This is a genomic window from Algihabitans albus (genome assembly GCF_003572205.1).
Classification (GTDB): domain Bacteria; phylum Pseudomonadota; class Alphaproteobacteria; order Kiloniellales; family DSM-21159; genus Algihabitans; species Algihabitans albus.
The window spans coordinates 306,233-330,236 of record NZ_QXNY01000002.1 but is presented as its reverse complement, the minus strand read 5'-3'; the positions used below and the strand labels follow the sequence as shown (position 1 = coordinate 330,236).

The window sequence follows — 24,004 nt, the reverse complement described above, 5'->3', positions numbered from 1 at the left end:
CCGAGGCCCCGATGACCGACGCAGGCTCCGAAGGACTCCGCCCCACGGCGGCGCAGCCGCGGTTCATCTTGCGGATCGTCGCGGTGGTCGGCATCGCGCTGTCGCTGTTCCAACTCTATAGCGCCGGCATTCAGCCCATCGGCCTGTTCTACCTCCGCCCAATTCACCTGGGCTTCATCCTGGTGCTCTGTTTCCTGATGTTCCCGGTCACCGGGCTCTACCGCGCGCGCGGCTTGGGGGGCTGGCTGATCGACGGCCCGTTGATCGTCTGTGGGATCCTGGTGGGGCTATGGGTGCCACTCAACATCGACATCATCGCCACCGCCATCGTGCCCCGCCAGATCGACGTGATCATCGGGATCGTCACGACGCTGGTCGTGCTCGAGGCTGCGCGCCGCGCCGTCGGGCTGGTGATGACCCTGATCGGGGCCACGGCGCTGTTCTATGCCATGGCCGGCCAGCGCGGAGCGCTGCCCGGGTTCGGCGAGTGGCTGCCCGGCATCCTGGCCCATCGCGGTTATTCCATCGATCGGCTGTCGAGCCAGATGACCCTGGGGGCGGAGGGGATCTTCGGCCTGCCGCTGGGCGTCGCCGCGACCTTTGTCTTCGTGTTCGTGCTGTTCGGTGCCTTCCTGGAGGTCACCGGCGCGGGGCGCTTCTTCATCGACCTCGCCTATGCCGCCACCGGCCGCCAGCGCGGCGGCCCCGCCAAGGCCGCCGTCATCGCTTCGGCCGGTATGGGCTCGATTTCGGGTTCGGCCATCGCCAACGTGGTGACGACCGGCGCCTTCACCATCCCGCTGATGAAGCGTCTGGGCTATCGCCCGGCGCAGGCCGGCGGTGTCGAGGCCGCGGCTTCGACGGGCGGACAGATCATGCCGCCGCTCATGGGGGCCGGCGCGTTTCTCATGAGCGAGTTCACCCAGATTCCCTATCTCCAGATCGTTCTCGTCTCGATCTTTCCCGCCTTCCTCTATTTCGGCACGGTCTATCTGCTGGTGCACCTCGCGGCCGTGAAGCAAGGGATGCGCGGCCTGCCTGCCTCGGAGCTGATGCGAGTGCGCGAGGTCCTGGCGGGCGGCTGGCACTTCCTGGTGCCGCTCCTAGCCCTGATCGGCCTGCTGATCTCCGGCTATTCGCCGCTGCGCGTCGGCTTCTACGCCATCATCGCAGTGATCGCGGCGGCGGCGGGCAGGGCGCTCTGGGACTTCCTCGTCACGCGTCCGCGAGACGGAGAGGCGGCCAGTCTGGCGGGCTTGCAGGCGCTGCTGGGGTCAGGCGTCCGGCTGACGCTGCAAGCGCTCGAACTGGGCGCGCGCAACGCGGTGGCCGTGTCGCTGGCCTGCGCGGTCGCGGGCATCATCGTCGGCGTCGTCGGCCTGACCGGGCTGGGCCTCAAGTTCTCGGCCATGATGATCGCCTTCTCGGGCGGCAATCTGCTGCTGGCTCTGGTGCTGGTGGCGATCGCCAGCCTGATCCTCGGCATGGGGTTGCCGGTGACGGCGGCCTACATCGTGCTGGTGATCCTGGTCGGGCCCGCGCTGTCCGAAGAGTTCGGCATGGCGATCCTGATCGCGCATCTGGTTGTCTTCTGGTACAGCCAGGACTCGAACGTCACGCCACCCGTGGCGCTAGCGGGTTTCGCCGGCGCGGCCATCGCCGGATCGAAACCCATGGCGACGGCCTTTCAGGCCTGGAAGTTCGCCAAGGGCCTCTACCTGATTCCGCTTTTCATGGTCTACAACGAGGCCATCATCCTCGGCGGCCCGCTGCCGCTGTTGCTTTGGACCGGGCTGGTCGCGATTCTGGCGCTCGTCGCCTTCGCCGCCGCGCTCGAGAGCTATCTCTTCGCGCCGCTGCAGCTTTGGCAACGCCTTCTGCTCGCGGGCGCTGCAATAGCGTTGTTCTGGCCGGACCTGACAGCCGAGATCGCGGGCGTGGCCGTCACTGCGGCGATCCTGGGCTTGAACTTCTTGGCGGCGCGGCGTCTGCCCAACGAACAGCCTCTTTAGCCTCTTTGCCTAAGCCGGCTTGGGTATGTGAACCCCAAGGGGGATAGACCGAATCCCACGTAGTATTTATCGCATAATATATATTATGGAGAATAATGCTCTATCAGAACGTCAATGGTTTCAGCGTGTTCGATGGCTGGACTGCGCCCGTACAGCGCCGTGACCCTGCCGAACACCCCTTGCCGACGCGCCTCCGCGCGAGAGCATCGAGGTGCGCACCCTGGCGGTGTGCGAACTGGCCGCGCTTAGCTGTCGCGCAGTTCGCCCAGCCGATCCGCCGCGGCCATCAAGTCGGATGTGTCCCTGTCTCATCGTCGTCGACATGGTAGTACTGGTCGATATCAAGCGACGCGCCGACGTCCGCGAAGAGCTTCACTGTCTCGGTCGGCAGTAGGACACCAGCACAGCACTGATCGTAAGATCGTCGCTGCGGATCTCCAGCAGCGCCGGGCGAAGCTGAGAGAACAAATCATGAAGTTTCGCAATTGCGTCTTTGTGGTCGGATGCCTCGATGCGGGGGGAATTCCAGTGCTCTTTGAACCACTCAACGCCGCTCTTCCGCACCCGTTTGTGGAACTTGGTGATTCCGCGCAACGGTTCGGGGAGCTGGCTTTGAAAGGCCTTCGGTGAGAACTCTTCACCTCGAACTCTGCTGACGTACATGTTGCCCGACAGCGGCCATATCCAGGAGACCGAGGTCGCGCGTCTCAATCGCCGAAATGCCCAGCGGGGGCGTCCCTCCGTGACACCCATCTACGGCCGCGGCGATGCCGAGACTTGCCTCACGCAGATCCGCACCGTCGATTACGATCAGTGGGAAGATGTCGGCGGGGGCGTGCGGGCGCGCTACTGGAATGCGGGACATATCCTCGGATCGGCCTCGATCGAACTGGAGATTTCAACCGGCAACCGCGAACAACGCCTGCTGCGCCTGCTGTTTTCCGGCGACATCGGACCTGACCACAAGCTGTTTCTCCCGCAGCCCGAAGCCCCCGAGAACCTGGATTACGTGTTCTGCGAAGCCACCTACGGCGACCGGGCGCGACCGCAGGTGACCGTACAGCAGCGCCGCAAGGTCCTGGCCGAAGAGGTCAATTCAGCGCTCCGGCGCGGCGGCAATCTGCTGATCCCGTCTTTTGCCATCGAAAGGACTCAGGAGCTGCTGCTGGACCTTTCGGCGCTTATGCGCAAGGGCAAGGTTCCGGAGGTGCCGATCTTTCTGGACTCGCCTCTAGCGATCCGTGCCACGAACGTCTTTACGGCGCATCTGAGGGACCTGGAGGACGTGCCGGACGACGGCAATCCCTTCCAGAGCCGCAACATCCGCTTCACCGCGACCGTTGAGGAAAGCAAGGCGATCGCCCGTTTCAATTCCGGCACCATCATCATGGCCGCAAGCGGGATGTGCGATGCCGGACGCATCCGCCATCATCTCAAACGCCATCTCTGGCGACGCGATTCGACCCTGCTTTTCACCGGATATCAGGCGCCGGGAACCCTGGGCAACTTGCTCCTACAAGGGAAAGGGACGGTCAGAATCCATGGTGAGGGAGTGGCCGTACGTGCCGATATCCGGAAGATCGACGTTTATTCGGGACATGCGGACCAAGGTGAACTCGTAGCCTGGGCCAAGCGTCGACTGCCGTTGCGCAGGGGGCTGTTCCTCACCCATGGCGAAGACGGAGCGCGCGCCGCGCTTCGAGAGCTCCTGGTCGACAACGGCCTGTCGCGGCGACGTATCTACCTGCCTCAGTTGGACGACGCCGGCGATCTTCTCGGCGACCGGGGACCGCGCAAACGACCGGGTCCACACCGCCTTCCTCCGAAGGTCGTTGGACGAACCGACTGGCACAACGACTATGCCCAGTTCCTGCTCGATCTGCGCGGGGCGCTGAGCAAGGCGGGCGACGACAAGACACGCGCCGCCACGCTGCGGCGCTTGCGGACGTCACTAAAGACCTAGAACAGGTCGCGTCTTCACCTTCGCGGAAACAGACGGTTTCTGACGATCTCCGTTCGACCGTCACCACCGAAGCTGTGCTACAGCCAATCTCGCTGCGACTTCTAGTTTCTTCGAGCCTCAGCTCGCCGGCTCGATGCGTAGCAATGCGCCCTCCTCCTCGTCGGTCAGGACGTAGAGATGGCCGTCGGGGCCTTGGCGGACATCGCGGACCCGCGCACCGATCGGGATCGACATTTCTTCGCGCACGGCATTGGTGTCATCGAGGCTGATCTTACGGATCTCCCCGACGGCGAGGCTGCCGGAGAGAAGGTGGCCCTGCCAGTCCGGAAAGACATCGCCGCTGTAGACGACGAGGCCGGAGGGCGCCTGCGTGTCCATCCAGACAAGCACCGGATCGGCCATATCGGGAAGGCTGGTGTGGGGAGAGATTTCCGTCGCGCCGGCGTAGTCCTTACTATAGGTCGCCGCCGGCCAGCCGTAGTTTGCGCCGCGCACGATGCTGTTGAGCTCGTCCCCGGCCAGCGCGCCGTGTTCGTTGACCCAGACGGCACCGGTTTCAGGGTCGATCGCCATGCCCTGGACGTTGCGATGGCCATAGCTCCAGACGAAGGGGGCAACGCCCTCGCCGTCGAGGAAGGGATTGTCTTCGGGAGCCGACCCGTCGTCGTTGAGGCGAAGGATCTTGCCGAACGCGCTGGAAACCTCCTGCGCCCGCAGTCGGATCAGTTCGCCTTCGATCTCGACCGGCGGATTGCCGCCGTCGCCGATGCTGGCGAGCAGTGTGCCGTCCGGCAGCCAGAGCAGCCGTGCGCCGAAATGCTGCGTGTCGGGCTTTTGCTCCTCCACTTCGAAGATGACTTCGAGGTCGAGCAGCGCCTCGTCGTCCAGCACGGCCCGGGCGATCAGGGTGCGGTTGTCGTCCGGCGTTCCCTGCGCATAGGTCAGATAGATCAGACGGTTCTCCGAGAAATCGGGGTGCACGGCGACGTCGAGCAAACCGCCCTGCCCTTCTGCGAAGACCTCGGGAACGCCGGAGATTTCCGCTTCCACCAAGGCACCGTCACGGATCATGCGCAGCCGGCCCGGCCGTTCGGTGACGAGAATCGTCCCGTCCGGCAGCCAGGCCATACCCCACGGATGCTCCAAGTCGGACACCACGGTCGAGGTGCGAAGATCATCAATCTGCGGCACCTCCCCTTCGGAAACCACCACCGTCGCCTGTGCGGTCGCGGCCAGGATCGGGGCTGAAAGCGCAATCGCGGCCGCAGTACCAAAAAGGCTCCCTGTCATCTTCATCTCGGACCTCCTCGTTCGGCAATGAGTCTCAACGGCGATATCGTCCGATCAATATGGTGACGGCTCGGGCAACTGCACCCACTTTGCGTCGTCGCAAGGAACGGCGCGTCGCGAAGCTGCAGCGCCGCCGCCTCGGAAAATCGGCAGCGGTTCGAATCTCTCAACGCCTCTGCCAGCTTGAAGGCTTGGAGGATTGCCAGCCCACGCGCTGCAACAAAGGCGTATCGTCGTCGAAGGCGGCGTAACCGATGCAAAGGTAGGCGGCGAATTCCCAGTGCGGCGGTGCCTCGAACAGTCTTTCCATCTCCTGCGGATCGAGGATCGAGACCATGCCCAGGCCGATGTTCTCCGCCCGCGCCGCGAGCCAGAGGGTGTGCACCGCCATGGCGGTGGACTGCCGAAGCGTCTGAGGGATCGTCCGCCGCCCCAGACCGTGACCCTCCGGCGGGTCGATGTCGGTAAAGACCGCAAGCTGGATCGGCGCCGCCTCGAGCCCGGCCAGCTTCAGACTTGCATAGGCGGCCCTGCGGGCCTCGTCGTAAGCTTCGGCCGCCTCGGCATTGCAGCGGGCGAATTCGCTGCGGACAGCCGCGCGCAGTGCGGCATCCTCCACGCGGATCACGCGCCAAGGCCTGGCGTTACCGACCGAGGGCGCAGAGTCCATCGCCTGGCGCAAGCGATCGAGAACGGGCTCCTCGACCGGGTCCCGCGAGAAATGACGCACGTCGCGCCGCCAGATCAGGATGCGCCGAAGCGCCTCCGCGTCGTCGGGACCGAAGGGCATCTCGAAGCTGGAACGATCCGATTTCGCTGACACGGGACGCCTTTGGGTCCGCTTCTACCGACCGATGGACGTGAGAAGGGCGAAAAACGCCAAACCCAGGGTCACGCCCCCCAAAAGCATCAGGCGGTCGCGACGGCGGCGGGCCCGAGAGACAGGTTTTGGCCGCCCGAACTGGGCCGGGGTGCCGTCATCGCCGTCGCCCGTCTCACCGCTCGCTTGAGCTCCCCTGCCATCGTCCTTCATCGGTCTCTTGCTCCCGCTTGCACTCTAGCGACTTAGGTCACAGGTGATCGCCGAGCAGCCCCCTATCTGCTTGATAAAGCTTCACTTAGGATCACATGACAGATGCCTAGCGATTCCCGTATTCATATCACGTCGGCAGAGCCCGACCCACGCCCACGCGAAGACCGTCCCCGGACCGGGCGGGAGGATCGGACCGACCTCTGCACGCCGAAGCTTCGGGCGAAGCTGGCGGGCCATCTCGCGGAAGCCCTGGCCCCCGCAATCGCCGCCATCCGGGATCTCGAGGTCGAAGCGGTCGCGGAACCGCTGCGGGCTGCCGTCGGGGACTTCCAAAGCCTCTACGACGAACGGCCGCTGACCAGCAACAAGGGGGGTATGCAGTTCAACGATTCGCTCTGCTTCTACTTGGTGGCGCGCGCTCTGGCGCCCCGCTTCGTGCTGGAGAGCGGCAGCTTTCAAGGCCATTCGGCCTGGCTGCTTCGGCAGGCACTGCCCGAGGCCGAGATTCTGTCCTGCGATATCGACCACAGCCAACTGCGCCACCGCGCCGAGGGCGTCATGTTCCATGAGGGCGACTGGATCGGCGCCGAACTCCCGACGATCGATCCGGCGAGATCGCTCGCTTGGTTCGACGACCATACGGACCACTGCCGCCGACTGGCCGAGGCGCAGGCGCGCGGGTTCCGTCACGTTCTGCTCGACGACAACTTTCCGGCCGAAAACCTTTATGCCACGGGCGGCCCCCCGATCCCGACCTTGGCCATGGCATTGGATCCGGATCTCGCCGACGGCGAGGACCTCGTCTGGAGACGTCGCGGTAAGGTCTACCGCTATCGATTTGAAACAAAACATACACTGGACGTAGCCTCACGGATCGAGAAGCTCGTGGTCTTGCCAGACGTGACTTGCATCACGCGCTATAATCCCCCCTCGGGGATGACCTACGTCCGCCTCAAGCCCCTCGCGTAAGGGGGCGCAACACGGCCTGATGCCGCCTGTCCACCCGCTCCTCCGGAGCGGATCTTGTTGGGAGCCGAGATGACGATCTGCTTGCCCCACCTCCGATGCCTGCCGATCTGCAGCCTGCTCGTTCCATTGCTTTTCGTCACGGTCTCCGTTTTTTCGGCGGCCGCGGCCGAGGTCGAAACGCTCGAGCGCAGCGATTCCCCGCTGCCCGGCACCTTCGCCGAACCGCCGCTGCTGGCCGAACGGGTGGCCGCCGGAGATCTGCCACCCATCGGCGAGCGCCTGCCGGAGCTGCCCCTGGTGGCCGACTTCGACGGCAAGACCCTGGGCCAACCCGGCGGCAAACTGCTGATGCTGGTCGGGCGCAACAAGGACGTCCGCCTCTTCACCGTCTACGGCTACGCCCGCCTGGTCGGCTTCGACGAGACCTTCGAGCTGGTCCCGGATCTGCTGCAAAAGGTGGAGGTCGAAGAGGGCCGCATCTTTACGTTGCATCTGCGACCCGGCCACAGGTGGTCCGACGGCCACCCCTTCACGGCAGCGGACTTTCGCTACTGGTGGGAGGATATGGCCAACAACGACAAGCGCTTTCCCGCCGGCCCGCCGATCACCCTGCTCGTAAACGGAGAAGCGCCGGTCTTCGAGGTGCTCGACGAGACCACCGTGCGCTATAGCTGGTCGGCGCCCAACCCCTTCTTCCTGCCGGCGCTGGCCGGAGCGCGGCCGCTCTTCATCTATGCCCCGGCTCACTACCTGAAACAGTTCCACCCAGCCCACAGCGATCCGGCGGCCCTGCAGGCGAAGGCCGAGGACCTGGGGCTGCGGAACTGGGCGCAGCTGCACAACCGCATGGATAGTCTCTACGGCTTCGACAATCCGGACCTGCCGGTGCTGCAACCCTGGCGGCTGATCACGAAGCCGCCGAGCCAGCGCTTCGTGGCCGAGCGCAACCCCTACTTCCATCGGATCGATCCGGAGGGGCTGCAGCTTCCCTACCTGGATCACTTCGTGCTCGACGTGGTCGGCGGCTCGCTATTGCCGATCAAGACAGGCGCCGGGGATTCCGACCTTCAATCGCGCGGCCTCAACTTCTCGGACTATACCTTCCTCAAGGAAGGTGAGGAACGCGGCGGCTACAACGTGCGGCTCTGGGAAACCGTGCGACCCTCCGAACTGGCGCTTTACCCCAACCTGAACGCCAAGGATGCGGTTTGGCGCGACCTGTTCCGGGATGTCAGGGTTCGCCGCGCGCTCTCGCTCGCCATCGACCGGGAGCTGATCAATCAGGTCATCTATTTCGGTCTCGGGCTTACGGGCAACCAAGCCGTGCTCCCCGCCTCCCCGCTGCATGACGAGACACATCGTCAGGCCTGGGCGCAGTTCGACAGCACCGCAGCCAACGCCCTGCTGGACGAGGTCGGGCTGGGCAAGCGCAACAGCCGCGGCGTTCGCCTGCTGCCCGACGGGCGGCCGATGGAAATCGTCGTGGAGACCGCCGGCGAGAACCTTCAGGAAACCGATATCCTCGAGTTGGCGAAGGAGGCCTGGGCCGGACTCGGCATCAAGCTGTTCATCAAGCCGTTGCAGCGCGAAGTGCTGCGCAACCGGATCTTCGCCGGCGACACCCTGATGACCATGTCCTTCGGCCTGGAAAACGGCATTCCGACCGCGGATCTTCCGCCCAACGAATTCGTGCCGGTTCAGCAGCACAGCTATCAATGGCCGAAGTGGGGTCAGTACTTCGAGACGAAGGGTCAGTCGGGCGAGGCGCCCGACCTGCCAGTCGCGCTTGAGCTGATGGAGCTCTACCAGGATTGGCAGACCGCTCCCGACAGGGCGGGACGCCTGGCCGCCTGGCAGCGGATCCTTGAGATCAATGCGGAGCAGGTCTTTTCCTTCGGCCTTGTGGCCCAGATTCCGCAGCCCGTGGTGGCGCGCGAGGGTCTGCACAATCTGCCCGAGACGGCGATCTACAACTGGAACCCAGGCGCGCAGTTCGGGGTCTACCGAACCGAAACTCTCTGGATCGAGGAGCCCGCACGGCGGTGACGGAGATCGACCTCGTCGCGCTGCGCGACGGCGCGCCCTCAGACTGCGAAGCCGTAGCCGCTCTGCACCTGGCCTCCTGGCGGGACAGCTACCGCGGGCTGCTGCCCGACGCCTATCTCGACGGAGCCCTTGCCGAAGACCTCGCCGCCAAATGGCAAGAACGGCTGGCCCCCACGCCGGGGCGAGGCGGTCTGTTGCTGTTGGCCGAGTCCGACGCGCGGCTCGGCGGTTTCATCTATGCCTGCCAAGAGGCGAACAGGCCCGACAGCGCCTACATCGACAACCTGCATGTCGCCGCGGACAGCCGCGGGCGCGGTCTCGGTGCGCGGCTGATGAGAGATGCCGCCAGACGGCTCGGCCAGGACGGCTACTACGGCGCCCATCTTCGGGTTTTCGCGGCGAACGAAGCAGCCGTTCGCTTCTACCTGCGCCTCGGCGCTCATGTCGCCCACCGCGGACCGGAAGACCTCATGGGGCATACGGTCGAGACTTACCGCATGGAATGGCCGGATCTTTCTGTTCTGATCTAAGGCTCGGGACTCGGCGATCGAAGCAGGAAGATAGCGGCAGCGGTATGTCTTGCCGGGAGGAAGATCTGGCCGGAGCTGGCATCCGGCTGAGCTAAGAATTCCGTTTCGTCCATTCGTCGGCCACGTCGCCCATGGTCTTTTCGGTGCCGTCTCTTGTCCAGAGCATCAAAGACCGGTCGAACTTGAAGCTCGCGCCACAGTGAGACTTCAGGAATCGGCGCACGTTCTGCGTGCTCCTATAATTCGCCGTCACTGGCGTTTCACGGACGATCGTATCTCTGTGCCAGTCGAATTCCATTGAACTCGGTTTCCATGATCTGCCGGCTTCGAAACCCTAGCAAGAATCGACCTGCCGGCGAACAAGCAGGCGCATCGTTTGGCAGCAAAGAAAGCGATTGGGTCGAAGCACAGCGACTCACCGTTTCCGAGCGGCATCGATGCTCCAGGGACCCGGGCCGGCGAAGACGAGATAGAGGAACAGGAAGCAGTAGAGGATCGCCGCGTCGCCGCCGTTGTTCGCCGGAAAGACGTCGCGCGGGGCGTGCGCGATCCAGTAGGCCGAGGCCATCAGTCCCGAGGCCAGAAAAGCCGCTGGGCGAGTCAGGAGTCCGATGACGAGCAGTGCGCCGCAGACCAGTTCGATGACGCCGGCCGTCCATAACATTGAGAAGGCTTCAGGCATGCGCTCGGTCGCGGGGAAACCGAGAAGCTTCTGAGTGCCGTGGGCCATGAAGATGAGGCCCGCAACGCAACGCGTGATACTCAGGACCTGGGGTGCCCAGGACGTCAGGGTGGTCTGCATGGTTAAATCGTTATCCTCTCGTTAAACGGGATCACCTCCGACTTTACCATTCGGAAGGCGGGTAGGACTATCGACACGGAGGCTCTGCGATGCAACCCGATCTCCGCCTGTCGCTCGGTCCGCATCGATCCAAGGAGATGTTGAACAGCCGGTCCCGCCAAGGCAAAGGACCCCGTCGCGCATTATACCGGCGTCGGACTGGCCCTTGGCCTTACCTTCGGGTCGGCTTTCGGTGCGGCTTTAGGCGTATGGGGACGGGTCTGGGGCTCGGACTGGCCCTTGGACTGACCATAGGAGCCGCTGTCGGAAAGGGCGTCAAAAGGAAACGGGGCCCGCGACGTGTTCTGACCGATCGCGATCCGGTCTAGGCCGCAACCAGATGTGCGACCTGGGACGGCAGTGCGGCAAGCCAGCGTTCCAGGCGCTTCCGGTTGACGCCCAGGTCCCAATAGCCCTTGAGCGAGTAGGAGTAGAGGGCGAGTGTCGAGGCGCCGTTGCCCAAGGCCACGAATTCCACGACGATACGGTCGGCAAAACCGAAGAGGCGGCTCTTCTGCTCGAACTCCGCCTGCCGGGCCTCCTGGTCCAGCGCAAGCAGATGACAGCGCGGCTCCTGCGCCGCGACGGCAACCAAGGCCTCGCGCAGCAGGTCCAGAGGAACATCGAAGCGCGGCGCGCGACCGAGGGCATGGGTATGCGCCCAGCCGTTGGGGACGACCAAATGCCAGTTCGGGCTTTTGGGTGGGGTCAACTTCTGTAAATCCAAAATCACGGGGTCCCCGCCAGTTCAATGACCAGACCATCGTAGCCCGGTTCGACGCCCTCGGGGCAGCGGGCGGCGACGGTGGCGTAGTCCATAGTATGGTTGAGATGGGTCAGAACGGCGCGTTTCGGCTTGACGCGCGCGATCCACTCAAGCGTTCGGTCGAAATGAGTATGGGTCGGATGCGGTTCGAAGCGCAGACAATCGACAATCCACACCTCAATCCCTTCCAAAGCGGCGAAGGCCGCTTCATCCAACGTAACGCAGTCCGTGGAGTAGGCGAAGGGGCCGATGCGAAATCCGCTCGAGACGACATTGCCGTGGTCTTGATCGAAAATCACAGCCGGAACGCCGGCCGCTTCGAAAGCCCCCTCCACCGCATGATCCGCCATGATGGCGGGGTAGAGCTTCGCCTGGGGGTGACTTGAGGTGAAGACGTAGTCGAACTTGCCGATGAGATCGCTGCGGGTCTGCGGACTCATGTAAGCCGCAATCGGACCCTTCTGAGTGTAGGAGAGCGTGCGGAGCTCGTCCAAACCATGGCAATGATCGGCGTGGGCATGGGTGAAAAGCACGGCGTCGACCCGGGTGATTCGGTTGTCGAGCAACTGCAGACGCAGGTCCGGGGAGCAGTCGATCAAGATGGTCTTGTCCCGAGTCTCAACTAGAGCTGAGACGCGCCGCCGCCAGTTCTTGGGCTCCTCGGGATCGACCCCTTCACCGAAAGTTCCGCCCGGCCTGCCGCCGGCGAGCGGAACGCCGTTGGACCCGCCACTGCCTAGCACGGTGATCTTCATGCTACCGCCGGCCGCTCGACCCTGTTGAACAGACGGAAAAAGTTCTCGCTGGTCGCCGCGGCCAGCTCCTCGGCCGAGACCCCCTTGATCTCAGCCAGCTTGGCGGCGGTGTGCACGACGAAGGCCGGCTCGTTGCGCTTGCCGCGATTGGGCATCGGCGCGAGGTAGGGCGAGTCCGTCTCGACGAGCAATCGCTCCAAGGGCACCTCGGAGACGGTCCGGCGCAGATCCTCGGCCTTCTTGAAGGTGACGATACCGGCGAGCGAGATGTAGAGACCGAGCTCCAGAGCCGCCCGCGCCAAGTCCGGTCCCGCCGTGAAGCAGTGGATGACACCGGGAAAGGGTCCACCCGCAGCCTGCTCCTCGCGCAGCAACGTAACGGTGTCGTCGTCGGCATCTCGGGCATGGACGATGAGCGGCAGCCCGGTAATGCGCGCCGCCCGAATATGGGCGCGGAAGGACACCGCCTGAGCCGCCCGTGGGCTGTGCTCGTAGAAGTAGTCCAGCCCCGTTTCCCCGATGCCGACCACCAAAGGGTCTTCCGCCCGTTCGACCAGCGGTTCGGGTCCCTCGACCCCTTCGGTACCGGCCTCATGCGGGTGAACGCCGACGCTGCAGGTCACATCCTCGTAGCGGGCCGCGATCGCCTTCACCTGCTCGAACTCGCTGAGCTTGGTGCAGATCGTCACCATCCGGCCGACGCCGGCACGGCGGGCGCGGGCGACTACGTCCTCCAGGTCGCCATCCTTGTCCAGGTAGTCGAGATGACAGTGGGAATCGACCAGCATCAGGCCTTCGTTGCCTCCCGCGTCTCTTCGCTTTCCAAAAGACGCGGAAAGACCGGCTCCGGCTTAGGCAAGGGCGTACCCGGCTCGAGCTTGCGGCCGAGGTCGGCGAAGGTCCGGTGCTCTTCCGGAACCGAGAGTTGCCCAAGCATCCTGTCCATGGCCTGAGGCATCACCGGCTGGCAGTAAATCGCCAGACGCCGGATGACCTCGCAGAGCACGTAGAGCACCGTTTCCATCCGCGGCGGATCGCTCTTGCGCAGCGCCCAGGGCGCCTGCTCGTCGACATAGCGATTGGCCGCCCCGACCACCTGCCAGGTCCGCTCCAGAGCCCGATGAAAGGCTTGGGTGTCGTAAAGATCGCGCAAGGTCGGCAGCAGAGCGTCGGCGGCATCGAGCAACGCGCGGTCGGCATCGCAGAAATCTCCAGGCTGCGGCACCACGGCGTTGCAGTTCTTGGCCACCATCGACAGCACCCGCTGAGACAGATTGCCGAAGTCGTTGGCCAGGTCGCTGTTGATCCGGCCCATCAGCGTCTCGTGGCTGATGTAGCCGTCCTGACCGAAGGGCACCTCACGCAGCAGATAGTAGCGAAGCGGGTCCAGGCCATAGCGCGCGACCAGCTCGTCCGGCCGCAGGACATTGCCGACCGACTTGGACATCTTCTCGCCGCTGTTCAGCAGCCAGCCGTGGGCGAAGATCCGGCGCGGCGGCTCCAGCCCCGCGGCCATCAGGAAGGCCGGCCAGTAGACGGCGTGAAACCGCAGGATATCCTTGCCGACCATATGCACATCGGCCGGCCAGAAAGCCTCGAAGCTCTCGGTGTCGGTATCCGGATAGCCGACCGCCGTGATGTAGTTGGTCAGGGCATCCAGCCAGACGTACATGATGTGCTTGTCGTCCCCCGGCACCGGTACGCCCCAGGAGAAGGTCGTGCGGCTGACCGATAGATCGCGCAGCCCGCCTTTGACGAAGGATACGACCTCGTTACGCCGGCTCTCGGGCAGGATGAAGTCCGGCCGCGTCTCGTAGAGCTCGAGCAGCCGTTCCTGCCAGGCCGACAAGCGGAAGAAGTAGCTCGGCTCCTCGACCCACTCGACCTCGGCCCCGGAGGGAGCGACCAGCTTGCCAGTCTCGGTCCTGGTCAGTTCGTCCTCGCCGTAGAAGGCCTCGTCGCGCACGGCATACCAGCCGGCGTAGCTGTCGAGATAGAGGTCGCCCGACTCCACCAGCTTCGACCAGATCGCCTGCGAGGCGCGCAGATGCCGCTGTTCGGTCGTACGGATGAAGTCGTCGTTGGAGTAATTCATGTCCGCCGCCAACTGGCGGAAATTCTGGCTGACCTCGTCGGTGAAGGTCTTGGGATCCTTACCCGCCTTCTGCGCCGATTTCTCCACCTTTTGCCCATGCTCGTCCGTGCCGGTCAGAAACATCACGCGGCGGCCATCCAGACGCATGAAGCGCGCCAGCGCATCGCAGGCCAGCGTGGTGTAGGCGTGCCCCAGGTGAGGCACGTCGTTGACGTAGTAAATCGGCGTTGTGACGTAGTAGCGCTTACGCTGATCGGACATCTGCCGGCGAACTCCAGACGCTCAGGTGAGCCGCCACGCTCAGGACGCCAGGGCCTCGATCTCAAGGAAGGCGGCGATCAGCGCCTGCTTGCGGTCGAGCGCGGCGCCGTCGGCCTGGGCGAAACGGCGGCGCAGGTTGTCCCACAGGTCCAACCAGGAGGCAAGACTGCGCCCGGCACCGAGCCGGCCTATCAAGCGCGCTTCCCCCGGCAGGATCTCCAAAGGGGTATCGCCCTGGGCCCGCGCCAAAACCAATCGCCCGATCCAGGCGGACAGCAGCTCGCCGACGGTTCGGAACAGGGCTCCGGAGCTATCGCGCGCCAGCTTATCGCCGAAGCCGTGCAGCTCCGCCACGTCCAGGCGCGGCAAACTCTCCAGCAAACCGACCAGCTGCCGGTAGAGGCCCAGGCCGCCGTCGCCCGCCAGCGCGAGGGCGCGTCCGATCGAGCCCTCCGAAAGCCGCGCCAAGGCGGTCGCGTCTTCCGGCGAAAGCTCCGGCGCGAAATCGGCCAGCAACTGCAGAACCGTCGTCTCGGACAAAGGCGGCAGGACAAGCTGGCGGCAGCGCGAGCGGATGGTCGGCAGCAGACGGCCCGGCGCGTGGGCCAGAAGCAGCAGAATCGCCTGCTCCGGGGGTTCCTCCAGAACCTTCAGAAGCGCGTTGGCGGCATTGGGGTTCATCTCGTCGGCCGCATCGACGATGCAGATGCGCCAACCGCCTTCCGCCGAGGTGTGGCGCAGAAACCCGGTGGCCGCCCGGACGTCGTCGACCACGATTTCCCCACGCAGCTTCTTGCTGGCTGGATTGACGGTGCGTGCGACCGTGACCAGGTCCGGATGACCGCTCGCCGCCACCCGCCGGAAGACCGGATCGTCGGGGTCGAGTGCCAGGTTCGTCGGCTGGTCTGATTGCGGTAGCGCGAGTTCGCCGAACAGACCGCCGCCCGGCTCGGTTTGCGTCTTCCGGGCAAGCAGAAAGCGTGCGAAGCGAAAAGCCAGGGTCGCCTTCCCGACGCCGCGCGGACCGGTCAGGAGCCAGGCATGCGGCAGGCGTTCGGTGCGATACGCGGCCAGCAAGGCGTCCTCCGCCGCCGCTTGACCCAACAGGCGTGGATTCGCCCGTGGGTCCGGCCAGGCCTGAGGATCCTCTTCCGCTGCGGCCGCGGCGGCCTTACGGCTCACGATACCGCCTGCCGGTGTTCGGCGAGGGCGGACCAGACCGCCGCGGCAACGGCGTCTTCCGCCGCCGTGGCGTCGATCACCCGGCAGCGCTGCGGCTCGCGCCGGGCGATCTCCAGAAAGCCCTGACGCAGCCTTTCATGGAAAGTCCGGTCCATCCCTTCGTAACGCTCCCCACCCTCGTTGCGCGCGGCCGCCCTGGCGAGCCCGGTTTCCACAGGCAGGTCGAGAATGAAAGTCATACAGGGCGCGAAAGCTCCGACCACTTGGCGGTAGAGATCTTCGATCAGAACCGCGTCGCCGCCTTGCCCCGCTCCCTGGTAAGCGCGCGTGGAGTCGGCAAAGCGGTCGCAAACGACCCAGGCCTGGCGCTCCAAGGCCGGCCAAACGGTCTTGGTCAAGTGGTCGCGCCGCGCGGCGAAATGCAACAGCGTCTCCGTCACCGGGTCCCAGCGCGCGGCCTCGCCGTGGACCAGCAGGTCGCGGATCTCCTCCGCACCCGGGCTTCCCCCCGGTTCGCGCGTCGTCACGACCTCGGCCCCCGCCGCGCGCAGACGCTCTGCCAGACGTTTGACCTGGGTCGACTTGCCGGCGCCTTCGCCGCCCTCGAAGGTGATGAAACGACCTGTCGGGGCGGCGGCGGAACGCTTCGTCGTGGGCCGCTGATCCATGGCCTGGAGGGTCCCTAGAGCTTGCCGAAGATCAGGTGCCTGACGCCTGCCATCAGCCGGCCGATCGGCCCGAGCTTCTCGACGTCGCCACCCGCCAGCAGCGGAAACTCACGGGCCGGCATGTCCGGCACCTGCACGGTCAGGGTCGCGAGCCGGTCCCCGGCCGCAACGGGAGCCGGAATCGGCCCGTCGTAGCTGACCGTCACAACCACGTCGTCCCGTGCGTCGCGGCGTACCGCCATGACCGCGTCCTCGGCCACCACCAGAGGCACCGTCGCGTCTTCGCCGAGCCAGACCTCGGCCTCCTCGACGACTTCCCCGATCTCGAAGAGGCGTTCAGCGGAGAACTCGCGAAACCCCCACTCCAGCAGACGCTCCGACTCCTCGGCACGCTGACGGGCGCTCTCCAAGCCCGCGACCACCATCACCAGACGCCGGTCGCCGCGCAGGGCCGACGCGGTCAAGCAGTACCCCGCCTCCTCCGTATGTCCGGTCTTGAGTCCGTCGGCATCGATGTTGCGGTAGAGCAAGGGATTGCGGTTGGACTGACGGATCTCGTGCCAGGTGAACTCCGTCTCCGAATAGAGCCCGTAGTACTCCGGATAGTCTTGCACCAGAACGCTGGCGACCTTCGCCAAGTCCCGCACCGACATGCGATGGTTCGGGTCCGGCCAGCCGGTCGCGTTCGCGAAGCTCGAGTTCGTCAGGCCAAGCTCTTCCGCCTCCCGGTTCATCAGCTCGGCAAAGGCCGCCTCGGAACCGGCGATCCCCTCCGCCAAGACGATCGAGGCGTCGTTGCCCGACTGGACGATAACGCCACGCAGCAAGTCCTCCACCGCGACGCGATCCCCTACCTCGACGAACATCTTGGAGCCGCCCTTGCGCCAGGCCTTCTCCGAGACAAGGAAGGTATCCTCCATGCTGAGATCGCCGGCCTTCAGGCGTTTGAAGACCATGTAGGCCGTCATGATCTTGCTCATCGAGGCCGGTGGGATCTGGGTATCCGCATCCTTTTCGAACAGGACGGTACCGGCGGTCAGGTCGATCAGAATGGCTTCTTCCGCCGCCGTCTCGAAGGCGGCGGCCGGTGGGACGAACAAGCCAAACAACAGACATGCGACAAGCAAGCGGGGCATCTGCAACGTCTCCCTAGAGCGGCATCGTCCCGAGTGAAATCGTGATAACGGCTTCACTCAGGGCGATCCCGCCGGCTCCATATGATTCAATAAGGTTTCATCCGCCGGTCGGACGCAAGACGACGTCCAGTCGATCCGAGCGATTCGATCTTTGTCGAACATGCGTTAGGATCCAAATACGACGCAACTGTGGCTGTTCTCGAGGTGGGCGCTCAAAAATCCGCGAGAGCAGCTTGCAGTCCGGCACCCGCTGTCGAAGGCAGACGATCTAGTCCACCACCACGCGAGACTGTTGAAACCCGTCGTAGATCAGGGCCGTCAGCACGGCATCCGCTTCGGCGACATCGCGCAACGGACCCAGGCGCACCCGCCAGAAAAGCTGGCCGTTGACGTCGGTCTGACTGACCGAGGGGCTGCCGTAGGTCGTCAGCCGCTGGGCCAGATCGAGCGCATTGCTCTGCTGGGAAAAGGCGCCGGCCTGGATAAAGAGGCTCGAGGGCGCCACCGCGACCTGGGTGACCTCGCCGCTTGGCCGCGGATAGACGGGAGCAGGACTGCCCGTGGTTCCCAAGTCCTGCGATCCGCTTCGCACAACCGGCGGAGCGGGAGTCGCCGGCTCGATCGGCGCCGCCGCCACGGTGTCGACAGGCGCAGCCGTCACCTGGTCCACCTGGCTCGGCGCGGCATTGGCCAAGTCGCCGGCTTGAGCAATCCGACCGCCCTGGGCGATCGCGGCCATCTGCCGGCTTTCCTCCTCCATGACCTGGACGCGCACCTTCGCAATGCCTTGGCCTAGAAAACCCAGAAGTTCGGCGCCACGGCGCGAAACGTCGATGATCCGCCCATTCTTGAAGGGTCCGCGATCATTGATCCGCAGTTCGATCGTCCTGCCGTTCTCCAGATTGGTGACGCGCACCATCGTCGGCATCGGGAGCGTCGGATGAGCCGCCGTCATGTCGTGCTGGTCGTAGATTTCGCCGTTCGCGGTCTGGCGTCCGTGAAAGCCCGGCCCATACCAGGAGGCGATCCCGGTCTCGTCGTAGTCGTAGTCGACGGCCGGGGTATAGCGGACGCCGCTCACGACATAAGGGCGCCCGACCTTGTAGTAGCCCTGGGTGGGGACGCCGGCCCCCTGCCCTCCAGACTCCCGATCACTGCTGCCGCAGGCAGCCAAGCCGACGGCCAACAGACCGACCACGGCAGCACGCGCAAGACCGCTCAACATGGTGCGACTCGTTCCCCTCGTCAGTCCTGACTGGTGATTGTACCAACTGCCGCCGCGCCGGCAAAAGATCTATAATCGGCACGGCCGGTCGCCGCCCTTGCCGCGCCCGACCGCTCAGCCCTGGGAGCGCCGGCGCAGTTCCTCCAGCAAGGCCGGCGACGCGAAGGCGTCGGCAGGCAGACCAGCGGAGCTTTGGAAGTCGCGAATGGCGTTCCGCGTTTGCGGACCGACCCGTCCATCTGGCTCGCCGACGTCGAATCCCAAGTCCGCCAGCCGCTGCTGGATCTCCTTTACCTCCTCGACCGCCAGGCGCCGCTGATCCGCCGGCGGCTGGGACCTCATCTCCGGCAGTCCGATCAGGCGGTCCGCCAGATGACCGATGGCGACGGCATAGAGGATCGAGCGATTCCAGGAGAGGATATGCCGGTAGTTTTCGTAGACCAGGAAAGCCGGCCCCTCCGCCCCCGCCGGCAGGATCAGACCGCCGGAAACGTCGGCGCGCGGCAAGGCCGTACCATCGGCGCTGCGGACCCCCAATGCGGTCCAGTCGGTCAGACTCTTGACCGTTTCCGGCAGAGTCGCGATCGAAACGAGGTCGTAGTCGAAGTCATCGGGCAACAGGACTTCGCGCCCCCAGGTCTCCTCGCCGTTCCAGCCGAGCGTGGAGAGGTAGTTGGCGGCCGAGGCGAAGACATCGGGCAGCGACCCCCAGATGTCACGGCGACCGTCACCGTCGCCGTCGATAGCATGGCCCGTGAAGGTCGAGGGAATGAACTGCAGATGCCCCATGGCACCGGCCCAGGAGCCCTCCATGCGCGCGGGGTCGATGTCGCCGGCCTGGAGAATCCGCAGGGCATCCAGCAACTGTGCCTCGAAGAAGGCGCGCCGGCGCCCGTCCCAAGCCAAGGTCGAGAGCGCGCCGATCACCGGGAAGCTGCCGAAGGTGGCGCCGTAGTTGGTCTCCAGACCCCAGAAGGCGACCAGAAAGCGCGCCTGCACCCCGTAGGTGCGCTCCACCTGAGTCAGGAGGACCTCGTGCTCTCGCAGCAACGCCTGCCCCTGGGCGATCCGCTCCGGCGTGACGGCATTGCCGAGATAGCGCCAGAAGCTCAGCACGAACTCCGGCTGACGCCGGTCCAGTTCGATGATCCGGGGGATCGGCTGCACGCCGGCGAAAGCCCTGCCCAGGGTTGCGGCCTCGATGCCTTCAGCTTGCGCACGGGCTTGGAAATCGGCCAGCCAAACCTCGAAGGGCTGTTCCGCCGCCGCGGCGGGCAATGCCAGGACGGAGATGACGAGGACCGGCAGAAGGTGCCGCAGGCGGCGCATGGGCTCACTCCAATCTTAGGCTATTCCCAGTTTCTCTGCCACGAACGGCGAGTCGCGACAACGGCGACTTGGGTTTTAAGGCTGTGGCCTCGGAAAGACTTCTTCGGTCCAACCGGCCAGGCGATAGGCCAAAAGACCGACATACTCCTTCACCGCCGTCGTCATCAGGCCGAAGCCGCCCCCACCCGGTCCGAACCAGCCCGCAGGCTGCCCCGGCCGGGGCGGCGCGAGCCTGCGGTCCACGGGATAGGGCAGCGTTGTCCAGCCCACGGCACGGAAGCAGGCGACGGCCCGGGGCATATGAAAGGCGCTGGTCACCAGCAGCCAAGTCTCGCCGGGCTGCGGGTCGGCCATCTCCAGCGCATAGAGAGCGTTTTCACGCGTATTGCGGGAGCGGTCTTCGCGGCGGATCCGCTCGGGCGCCACGCCCAAGTCCTCCAGCAGATCGGCGGCGTAGTCGGCCTCGGACAGCGGCGCATCCGCCGGCCAGCGCGCACCGCTGCTGTAGAGGATTTCGGCCTCCGGATAGCGGTTGGCCAAGCGCGCCGCCGCCGTCACGCGATCCGCGCCCCCGCCGATCGCGTGGTCGAGACCGATCGCCGCCGTCGCGACCGAGAGCCCACCGCCCAGCACCACGATCCCATCGATCCGTTCCGGCAGGTCCGGCGTGGGAAAACGCGTTTCCAGGGAACTCATGAGCCAACGTTCGACCGGCGTGAAGGCCGGTAGCGCGACCAGCAGGCTGGCCGCCCCGACGGCGACGAGACCCATCTGCCGCCAGCGCAGCAGCAGGAAGCCGAACCCCGCCAGCAGCAGGATCAGCAACAGCGTCGCCGGATTGGCGAGCATCCAGAAGATCTTGCCGAGTTCGAAGAGCATTGTCGGCCTGAGCGTGCCCCGTTCGGGTGAAAGCGGACAAGATGCTCCAACTTCTTGGGCGCGATCAACTTTTCACGGCTGGTGTCCTGGACCGCATCAGATCATCCGAAGGCAATGTAGCGAAGCGTCGGGCGTCCTATCCGATCGCCTCCAGCACGGCGCGCGTGACCTCCCGAACGCCGCTGGTGCCGCCCAGTTCGCGCGGCAGGATCGTCCCGCCGGCATAGGCCTGCCAGACGGCCTCGTCGAGACTGGCGGCAGCCGCGACCAGCCGCGCATCGCCTCTTCGTTCGCCGAGCCAGTCGAGCATCATGGCGGTGGAAACGAGCATCGCGGTGGGGTTGGCGATGCCCTGTCCCGCGATGTCCGGCGCCGAGCCGTGTGCGGGCTGAAAAAGTCCGTGTTCGAGCCCGATCTCCGCGCAGGGCGCCATCCCCATGCCGCCGACGAGCCCGCCGCAGAGGTCCGAGAGGATATCGCCGAACATGTTCTCCATGACCATGACGTCGAAATCCCAGGGCTTTCGCACCAGGTCCAAGGCCACCGCATCGACGTAGGCGCGGTCGCTCGTGACGTCGGACGCCTGCGCGGCGCGCTCGTCGAAGATCGCGCGGAAGAAGGCCATGGACACGAAGACGTTGGACTTGTCGACGCAGGTCACCCGGCGCGCGCCGCGGCCGCTGTCGGAACGGCGGCGGGCGAGCTTGAAGGCGAAGTCGAACAGCTTCTCCGAGGTCGCCCGGGTGATCTCCATCGTATCGCGTGCGACGCGGTCGTCCTCGACGGTGCCGCGGCCGCGGGAGGCGAAGAGCCCCTCTGTGGACTCGCGCAGCACGATGAGGTCGATTGTCTCGGCCCGCGGGTCGGCCAGCGTCTGCGGCGTGTTGGGGTACTTGCGGGCCGGCCGCACCCCGGCGAAAAGACCGAACGCGCGGCGCATTTCCAAGTGCGGTGCGATTTCGGTGCCGTCGGGCAGGCGCACGTCTGGCAGGCCCATCGCGCCGAACAGAATCGCATCGGCCCGCCGTGCCGCCTCGAAAGCCCCCTCGGCAAGCTCGCGCCCGGTCTCCCGGTAATAGGCCGCGCCGCCATCCCACCGCGTACAGTGAAGCCGGATCTCGAAGCGGCTCTGGAGTGCCTTCAGCACGGTTTCGGCGGCGTCCATCACCTCCGTGCCGATGCCGTCGCCAGGGAAGACGGCGATTTCAAACTGGTGCATCGAAAAGACCTTCTAGTTCGCGAAGCCGAAGAGCCTGGGCACGAAGAGCACAAGCCCCGGAAACAGGGTGATGAGAAGCAGTGAAGCGAGCAGCGGGACGAAGAACGGCAGCAGCGCCCGAATGAGTCGCAGCGGCGAGATGGAGGCGACCTCCGCGACCGCGAAGAGGCAAAGCCCGACAGGCGGTGTGATGAGGCCGATCATAAGGTTCAGCACCATGACGACGCCCAGGTGGATCGGGTCGAGTCCCATGGCGACCGCCGCCGGCAGGATGATCGGCGTCACCATGATGATGACCGGCGCCGCCGCCATGAAACAGCCGAGCACCAGAAGCAACAGGTTGAGGAACAGCAGGAAGACGTAGGGGTTCGGCGAAAGATCGAGGATCACGGCCGCGAAGTGGAGCGGCACCTGCCCCATGGTGAGCAGCCAGGCGATCAGGGCGGAGGCGGCGATGATGAAGAGAATGTTGGCGGAGGCGAGCGCGCTCTCGAACAGCGTCGAGACGATATCGCCCCACTTCAGGGTCCCGTAGGCGAGACCCAGGGCCAGCGCGTAGAGCACCGCGCAGGCGCCGGCCTCGGTCGGGGTGAAGATGCCCGTCCAGATGCCGCCCACGATGATGACCGGCATCATCAGCGGCCAGAAGGCGCCGGCCGCCGCGCAGAGGATCTCGCGGCCGGGGATCTTGGGACCGGGCGGATAGTTCCGCCGCCGGACATGCAGGTAGATCACCACCATCAGCGCGAGGCCCATCAGGAGGCCCGGCAGGATTCCGCCGAGAAACAGTCCGCCGATGGAGGCGCCGGAGGTGACGCCGAAGATGATCAGCGAGATGGAGGGTGGCAGGATCGGCGCGATGGTGGTGGAGGCCGCCGTTACGGCGGCGGAGAAATCGCGGTCGTAGCCCGCCTGGGTCATCGCCCGGATCTCGATCCGCCCGAGCCCCACCGCGTCGGCCACGGCGGAGCCGGACATGGAGGCGAAGAGCATGCTGGCGCCGACGTTGACGTAGCCCAGCCCGCCCGGAACGCGGCCAAGCAGGCAATTGGCGAGATGAAAGATGCGGTCGGTGATCCCGGTGCGGTTCATCAACTCGGCCGCAAGCAGGAAAAAGGGAATCGCCGTCAGCGCGAAGTTGTCGATTCCCGTAGCGACGCGCTGGGCGGCGATCAGTTGATCGATCCGGCCGTCGAAGGTGAGAAAGCCGAGGCCGATGGCGATGAGACCCACCGCGATCGGCACGGACAGCCCGAAGAGGATGAGGAGGCCGGCGAACCAGGTCATCAGGTGTCGGAGCGCTCGAGCGCGGACACGGGGTGAGGCGCCTCGGCCGCGCAGGCGTGGCGCAGGTGCACGGCAGCGCGAACCCCGAAACCGAGGGTCGCCAAGGCCAGTCCGACCGGCAGGCTCGCGTAGACGTAGGCATAGGGAATGTCGAGCGCCGGCGTGATCTGACTGCCGGCCAAGCCGACCAGCCGGACGCCGAGCCAGGCCAGCCAGCCGATGAAGATCAGCGACACCAGCTGGGCAAAGGCCAGGATCAGATGCGCCCGGCGCGCCGAGACGGCGAGCAGCAGCGCGTCGATGGCGAGCAGCCGGCCGCGGAAGGCCAGCACCGCGACGGCCAGGAAGGTCCACCAGACCATCAGGAGCTTCACCAGCTCCTCGGTCCAGCCGAGCGGACTACCGAAGAGATAGCGACTCGCCACCTGAACGATGGCGGCGACGACCATCGTTCCGAAGGCTCCGGCAATCGCCAACTTCGCGGCGGCGCCGAGCACCTGGCCCGTTCTTTCCATCAC

General features: G+C 65.5%; 23 protein-coding genes. 5 read left to right on the top strand and 18 right to left on the bottom strand.

From position 1 onward, the window contains the following. Window positions 1–11: 11 nt before the first annotated feature. Window positions 12–2,012 (top strand): TRAP transporter permease, encoded by a 2,001-nt coding sequence (locus DBZ32_RS03150; protein ID WP_119165656.1) that lies wholly within the window; start codon window positions 12–14, stop codon window positions 2,010–2,012. Between the two features lie 372 nt (window positions 2,013–2,384). Here DBZ32_RS03150 and DBZ32_RS03145 read toward each other — a convergent pair whose 3' ends face one another. Next, window positions 2,385–2,723, bottom strand: a complete 339-nt coding sequence (locus tag DBZ32_RS03145) for a hypothetical protein (RefSeq protein ID WP_162906536.1) — start codon at window positions 2,721–2,723, stop codon at window positions 2,385–2,387. Between the two features lie 31 nt (window positions 2,724–2,754). Here DBZ32_RS03145 and DBZ32_RS03140 point away from each other — a divergent pair, with 31 nt between their 5' ends. After that, entirely contained in the window at window positions 2,755–3,975 is a 1,221-nt protein-coding gene (locus tag DBZ32_RS03140; protein ID WP_162906535.1) for an MBL fold metallo-hydrolase RNA specificity domain-containing protein, read from the top strand. Window positions 3,976–4,092: 117 nt separating this feature from the next. Here DBZ32_RS03140 and DBZ32_RS03135 read toward each other — a convergent pair whose 3' ends face one another. Next, complete coding sequence (locus tag DBZ32_RS03135) at window positions 4,093–5,271, bottom strand: PQQ-dependent sugar dehydrogenase (protein ID WP_119165653.1); 1,179 nt, start codon at window positions 5,269–5,271, stop codon at window positions 4,093–4,095. A gap of 160 nt (window positions 5,272–5,431) precedes the next feature. Further along, window positions 5,432–6,088 carry a 5,6-dimethylbenzimidazole synthase gene (gene bluB, locus DBZ32_RS03130; RefSeq protein WP_328587473.1) on the bottom strand — a complete coding sequence of 219 codons (657 nt, stop codon included), beginning with the start codon at window positions 6,086–6,088 and terminating at the stop codon, window positions 5,432–5,434. A 312-nt stretch (window positions 6,089–6,400) separates the two neighbouring features. On the opposite strand from bluB, the gene DBZ32_RS03120 reads away from it, so the two are divergent. The 3 genes from DBZ32_RS03120 to DBZ32_RS03110 all read left to right on the top strand — a co-directional run bounded on the left by DBZ32_RS03120 (window position 6,401) and on the right by DBZ32_RS03110 (window position 9,843). Then, entirely contained in the window at window positions 6,401–7,267 is an 867-nt protein-coding gene (locus DBZ32_RS03120; RefSeq protein WP_119165650.1) for an O-methyltransferase, read from the top strand. A gap of 69 nt (window positions 7,268–7,336) precedes the next feature. Beyond that, on the top strand, window positions 7,337–9,313 hold the full coding sequence (locus DBZ32_RS03115) for an ABC transporter substrate-binding protein (protein ID WP_119165649.1): 1,977 nt from the start codon (window positions 7,337–7,339) through the stop codon (window positions 9,311–9,313). After that, a complete protein-coding gene (locus DBZ32_RS03110; protein WP_162906534.1) occupies window positions 9,310–9,843 on the top strand; it encodes a GNAT family N-acetyltransferase in 534 nt (177 codons plus the stop codon). The genes DBZ32_RS03115 and DBZ32_RS03110 overlap by 4 nt, the downstream gene beginning before the upstream one ends. A 91-nt stretch (window positions 9,844–9,934) precedes the next feature. On the opposite strand, the gene DBZ32_RS22800 is transcribed toward DBZ32_RS03110, so the two are convergent. The 15 genes from DBZ32_RS22800 to DBZ32_RS03035 all read right to left on the bottom strand — a co-directional run bounded on the left by DBZ32_RS22800 (window position 9,935) and on the right by DBZ32_RS03035 (window position 24,001). Then, the gene (locus DBZ32_RS22800; protein ID WP_119165647.1) at window positions 9,935–10,141 is read right to left on the bottom strand and encodes a DUF6434 domain-containing protein; all 207 of its coding nucleotides are present in this window, start codon (window positions 10,139–10,141) and stop codon (window positions 9,935–9,937) included. A 117-nt stretch (window positions 10,142–10,258) separates the two neighbouring features. Further along, the gene (locus DBZ32_RS03100; RefSeq protein ID WP_119165646.1) at window positions 10,259–10,645 is read right to left on the bottom strand and encodes a DoxX family protein; all 387 of its coding nucleotides are present in this window, start codon (window positions 10,643–10,645) and stop codon (window positions 10,259–10,261) included. A gap of 364 nt (window positions 10,646–11,009) precedes the next feature. Continuing rightward, on the bottom strand, window positions 11,010–11,396 hold the full coding sequence (locus tag DBZ32_RS03095) for a DUF1499 domain-containing protein (protein ID WP_162906533.1): 387 nt from the start codon (window positions 11,394–11,396) through the stop codon (window positions 11,010–11,012). Window positions 11,397–11,413: 17 nt separating this feature from the next. After that, window positions 11,414–12,205, bottom strand: a complete 792-nt coding sequence (locus DBZ32_RS03090) for an MBL fold metallo-hydrolase (protein ID WP_119165644.1) — start codon at window positions 12,203–12,205, stop codon at window positions 11,414–11,416. After that, on the bottom strand, window positions 12,202–12,993 hold the full coding sequence (locus DBZ32_RS03085; RefSeq protein WP_119165643.1) for a TatD family hydrolase: 792 nt from the start codon (window positions 12,991–12,993) through the stop codon (window positions 12,202–12,204). Before DBZ32_RS03085 ends, DBZ32_RS03090 begins: the two co-directional genes overlap by 4 nt. Next, window positions 12,993–14,561 (bottom strand): methionine--tRNA ligase, encoded by a 1,569-nt coding sequence (gene metG / locus DBZ32_RS03080; protein WP_119165642.1) that lies wholly within the window; start codon window positions 14,559–14,561, stop codon window positions 12,993–12,995. Before metG ends, DBZ32_RS03085 begins: the two co-directional genes overlap by 1 nt. A gap of 39 nt (window positions 14,562–14,600) precedes the next feature. Continuing rightward, complete coding sequence (locus tag DBZ32_RS03075) at window positions 14,601–15,743, bottom strand: DNA polymerase III subunit delta' (protein ID WP_119165641.1); 1,143 nt, start codon at window positions 15,741–15,743, stop codon at window positions 14,601–14,603. Continuing rightward, a complete protein-coding gene (gene tmk, locus DBZ32_RS03070; RefSeq protein WP_119165640.1) occupies window positions 15,740–16,411 on the bottom strand; it encodes a dTMP kinase in 672 nt (223 codons plus the stop codon). The genes DBZ32_RS03075 and tmk overlap by 4 nt, the downstream gene beginning before the upstream one ends. Before the next feature lie 14 nt (window positions 16,412–16,425). Beyond that, window positions 16,426–17,547 (bottom strand): D-alanyl-D-alanine carboxypeptidase family protein, encoded by a 1,122-nt coding sequence (locus DBZ32_RS03065; RefSeq protein ID WP_119165639.1) that lies wholly within the window; start codon window positions 17,545–17,547, stop codon window positions 16,426–16,428. Between the two features lie 268 nt (window positions 17,548–17,815). After that, complete coding sequence (locus tag DBZ32_RS03060; protein ID WP_119165638.1) at window positions 17,816–18,772, bottom strand: septal ring lytic transglycosylase RlpA family protein; 957 nt, start codon at window positions 18,770–18,772, stop codon at window positions 17,816–17,818. 114 nt (window positions 18,773–18,886) lie between these two features. Further along, window positions 18,887–20,101 (bottom strand): lytic murein transglycosylase, encoded by a 1,215-nt coding sequence (locus DBZ32_RS03055; protein WP_119165637.1) that lies wholly within the window; start codon window positions 20,099–20,101, stop codon window positions 18,887–18,889. 75 nt (window positions 20,102–20,176) lie between these two features. Continuing rightward, entirely contained in the window at window positions 20,177–20,980 is an 804-nt protein-coding gene (locus DBZ32_RS03050) for a YdcF family protein (RefSeq protein ID WP_119165636.1), read from the bottom strand. Window positions 20,981–21,116: 136 nt separating this feature from the next. Then, window positions 21,117–22,199 (bottom strand): isocitrate/isopropylmalate dehydrogenase family protein, encoded by a 1,083-nt coding sequence (locus DBZ32_RS03045; protein ID WP_119165635.1) that lies wholly within the window; start codon window positions 22,197–22,199, stop codon window positions 21,117–21,119. Window positions 22,200–22,211: 12 nt separating this feature from the next. Further along, entirely contained in the window at window positions 22,212–23,486 is a 1,275-nt protein-coding gene (locus DBZ32_RS03040) for a TRAP transporter large permease (protein ID WP_119165634.1), read from the bottom strand. Next, window positions 23,486–24,001 (bottom strand): TRAP transporter small permease, encoded by a 516-nt coding sequence (locus DBZ32_RS03035; protein ID WP_119165633.1) that lies wholly within the window; start codon window positions 23,999–24,001, stop codon window positions 23,486–23,488. The genes DBZ32_RS03040 and DBZ32_RS03035 overlap by 1 nt, the downstream gene beginning before the upstream one ends. Window positions 24,002–24,004 lie beyond the last annotated feature (3 nt).

Excerpts from the sequence above, each read along its gene's own strand:
- DBZ32_RS03100 (WP_119165646.1), bottom strand. The coding sequence starts at position 10,645 with ATGCAGACCACCCTGACGTCCTGGGCACCCCAGGTCCTGAGTATCACG.
- DBZ32_RS03055 (WP_119165637.1), bottom strand. The coding sequence starts at position 20,101 with ATGCGCCGCCTGCGGCACCTTCTGCCGGTCCTCGTCATCTCCGTCCTG.
- DBZ32_RS03135 (WP_119165653.1), bottom strand. The coding sequence starts at position 5,271 with ATGAAGATGACAGGGAGCCTTTTTGGTACTGCGGCCGCGATTGCGCTT.
- DBZ32_RS03085 (WP_119165643.1), bottom strand. The coding sequence starts at position 12,993 with ATGCTGGTCGATTCCCACTGTCATCTCGACTACCTGGACAAGGATGGC.
- tmk (WP_119165640.1), bottom strand. The coding sequence starts at position 16,411 with ATGGATCAGCGGCCCACGACGAAGCGTTCCGCCGCCGCCCCGACAGGT.
- DBZ32_RS03115 (WP_119165649.1), top strand. The coding sequence starts at position 7,337 with ATGACGATCTGCTTGCCCCACCTCCGATGCCTGCCGATCTGCAGCCTG.
- DBZ32_RS03065 (WP_119165639.1), bottom strand. The coding sequence starts at position 17,547 with ATGCCCCGCTTGCTTGTCGCATGTCTGTTGTTTGGCTTGTTCGTCCCA.
- DBZ32_RS03040 (WP_119165634.1), bottom strand. The coding sequence starts at position 23,486 with ATGACCTGGTTCGCCGGCCTCCTCATCCTCTTCGGGCTGTCCGTGCCG.
- DBZ32_RS03050 (WP_119165636.1), bottom strand. The coding sequence starts at position 20,980 with ATGCTCTTCGAACTCGGCAAGATCTTCTGGATGCTCGCCAATCCGGCG.
- DBZ32_RS03150 (WP_119165656.1), top strand. The coding sequence starts at position 12 with ATGACCGACGCAGGCTCCGAAGGACTCCGCCCCACGGCGGCGCAGCCG.
- metG (WP_119165642.1), bottom strand. The coding sequence starts at position 14,561 with ATGTCCGATCAGCGTAAGCGCTACTACGTCACAACGCCGATTTACTAC.
- DBZ32_RS03045 (WP_119165635.1), bottom strand. The coding sequence starts at position 22,199 with ATGCACCAGTTTGAAATCGCCGTCTTCCCTGGCGACGGCATCGGCACG.
- DBZ32_RS22800 (WP_119165647.1), bottom strand. The coding sequence starts at position 10,141 with ATGGAATTCGACTGGCACAGAGATACGATCGTCCGTGAAACGCCAGTG.
- DBZ32_RS03120 (WP_119165650.1), top strand. The coding sequence starts at position 6,401 with ATGCCTAGCGATTCCCGTATTCATATCACGTCGGCAGAGCCCGACCCA.
- DBZ32_RS03060 (WP_119165638.1), bottom strand. The coding sequence starts at position 18,772 with ATGTTGAGCGGTCTTGCGCGTGCTGCCGTGGTCGGTCTGTTGGCCGTC.
- DBZ32_RS03035 (WP_119165633.1), bottom strand. The coding sequence starts at position 24,001 with ATGGAAAGAACGGGCCAGGTGCTCGGCGCCGCCGCGAAGTTGGCGATT.
- DBZ32_RS03090 (WP_119165644.1), bottom strand. The coding sequence starts at position 12,205 with ATGAAGATCACCGTGCTAGGCAGTGGCGGGTCCAACGGCGTTCCGCTC.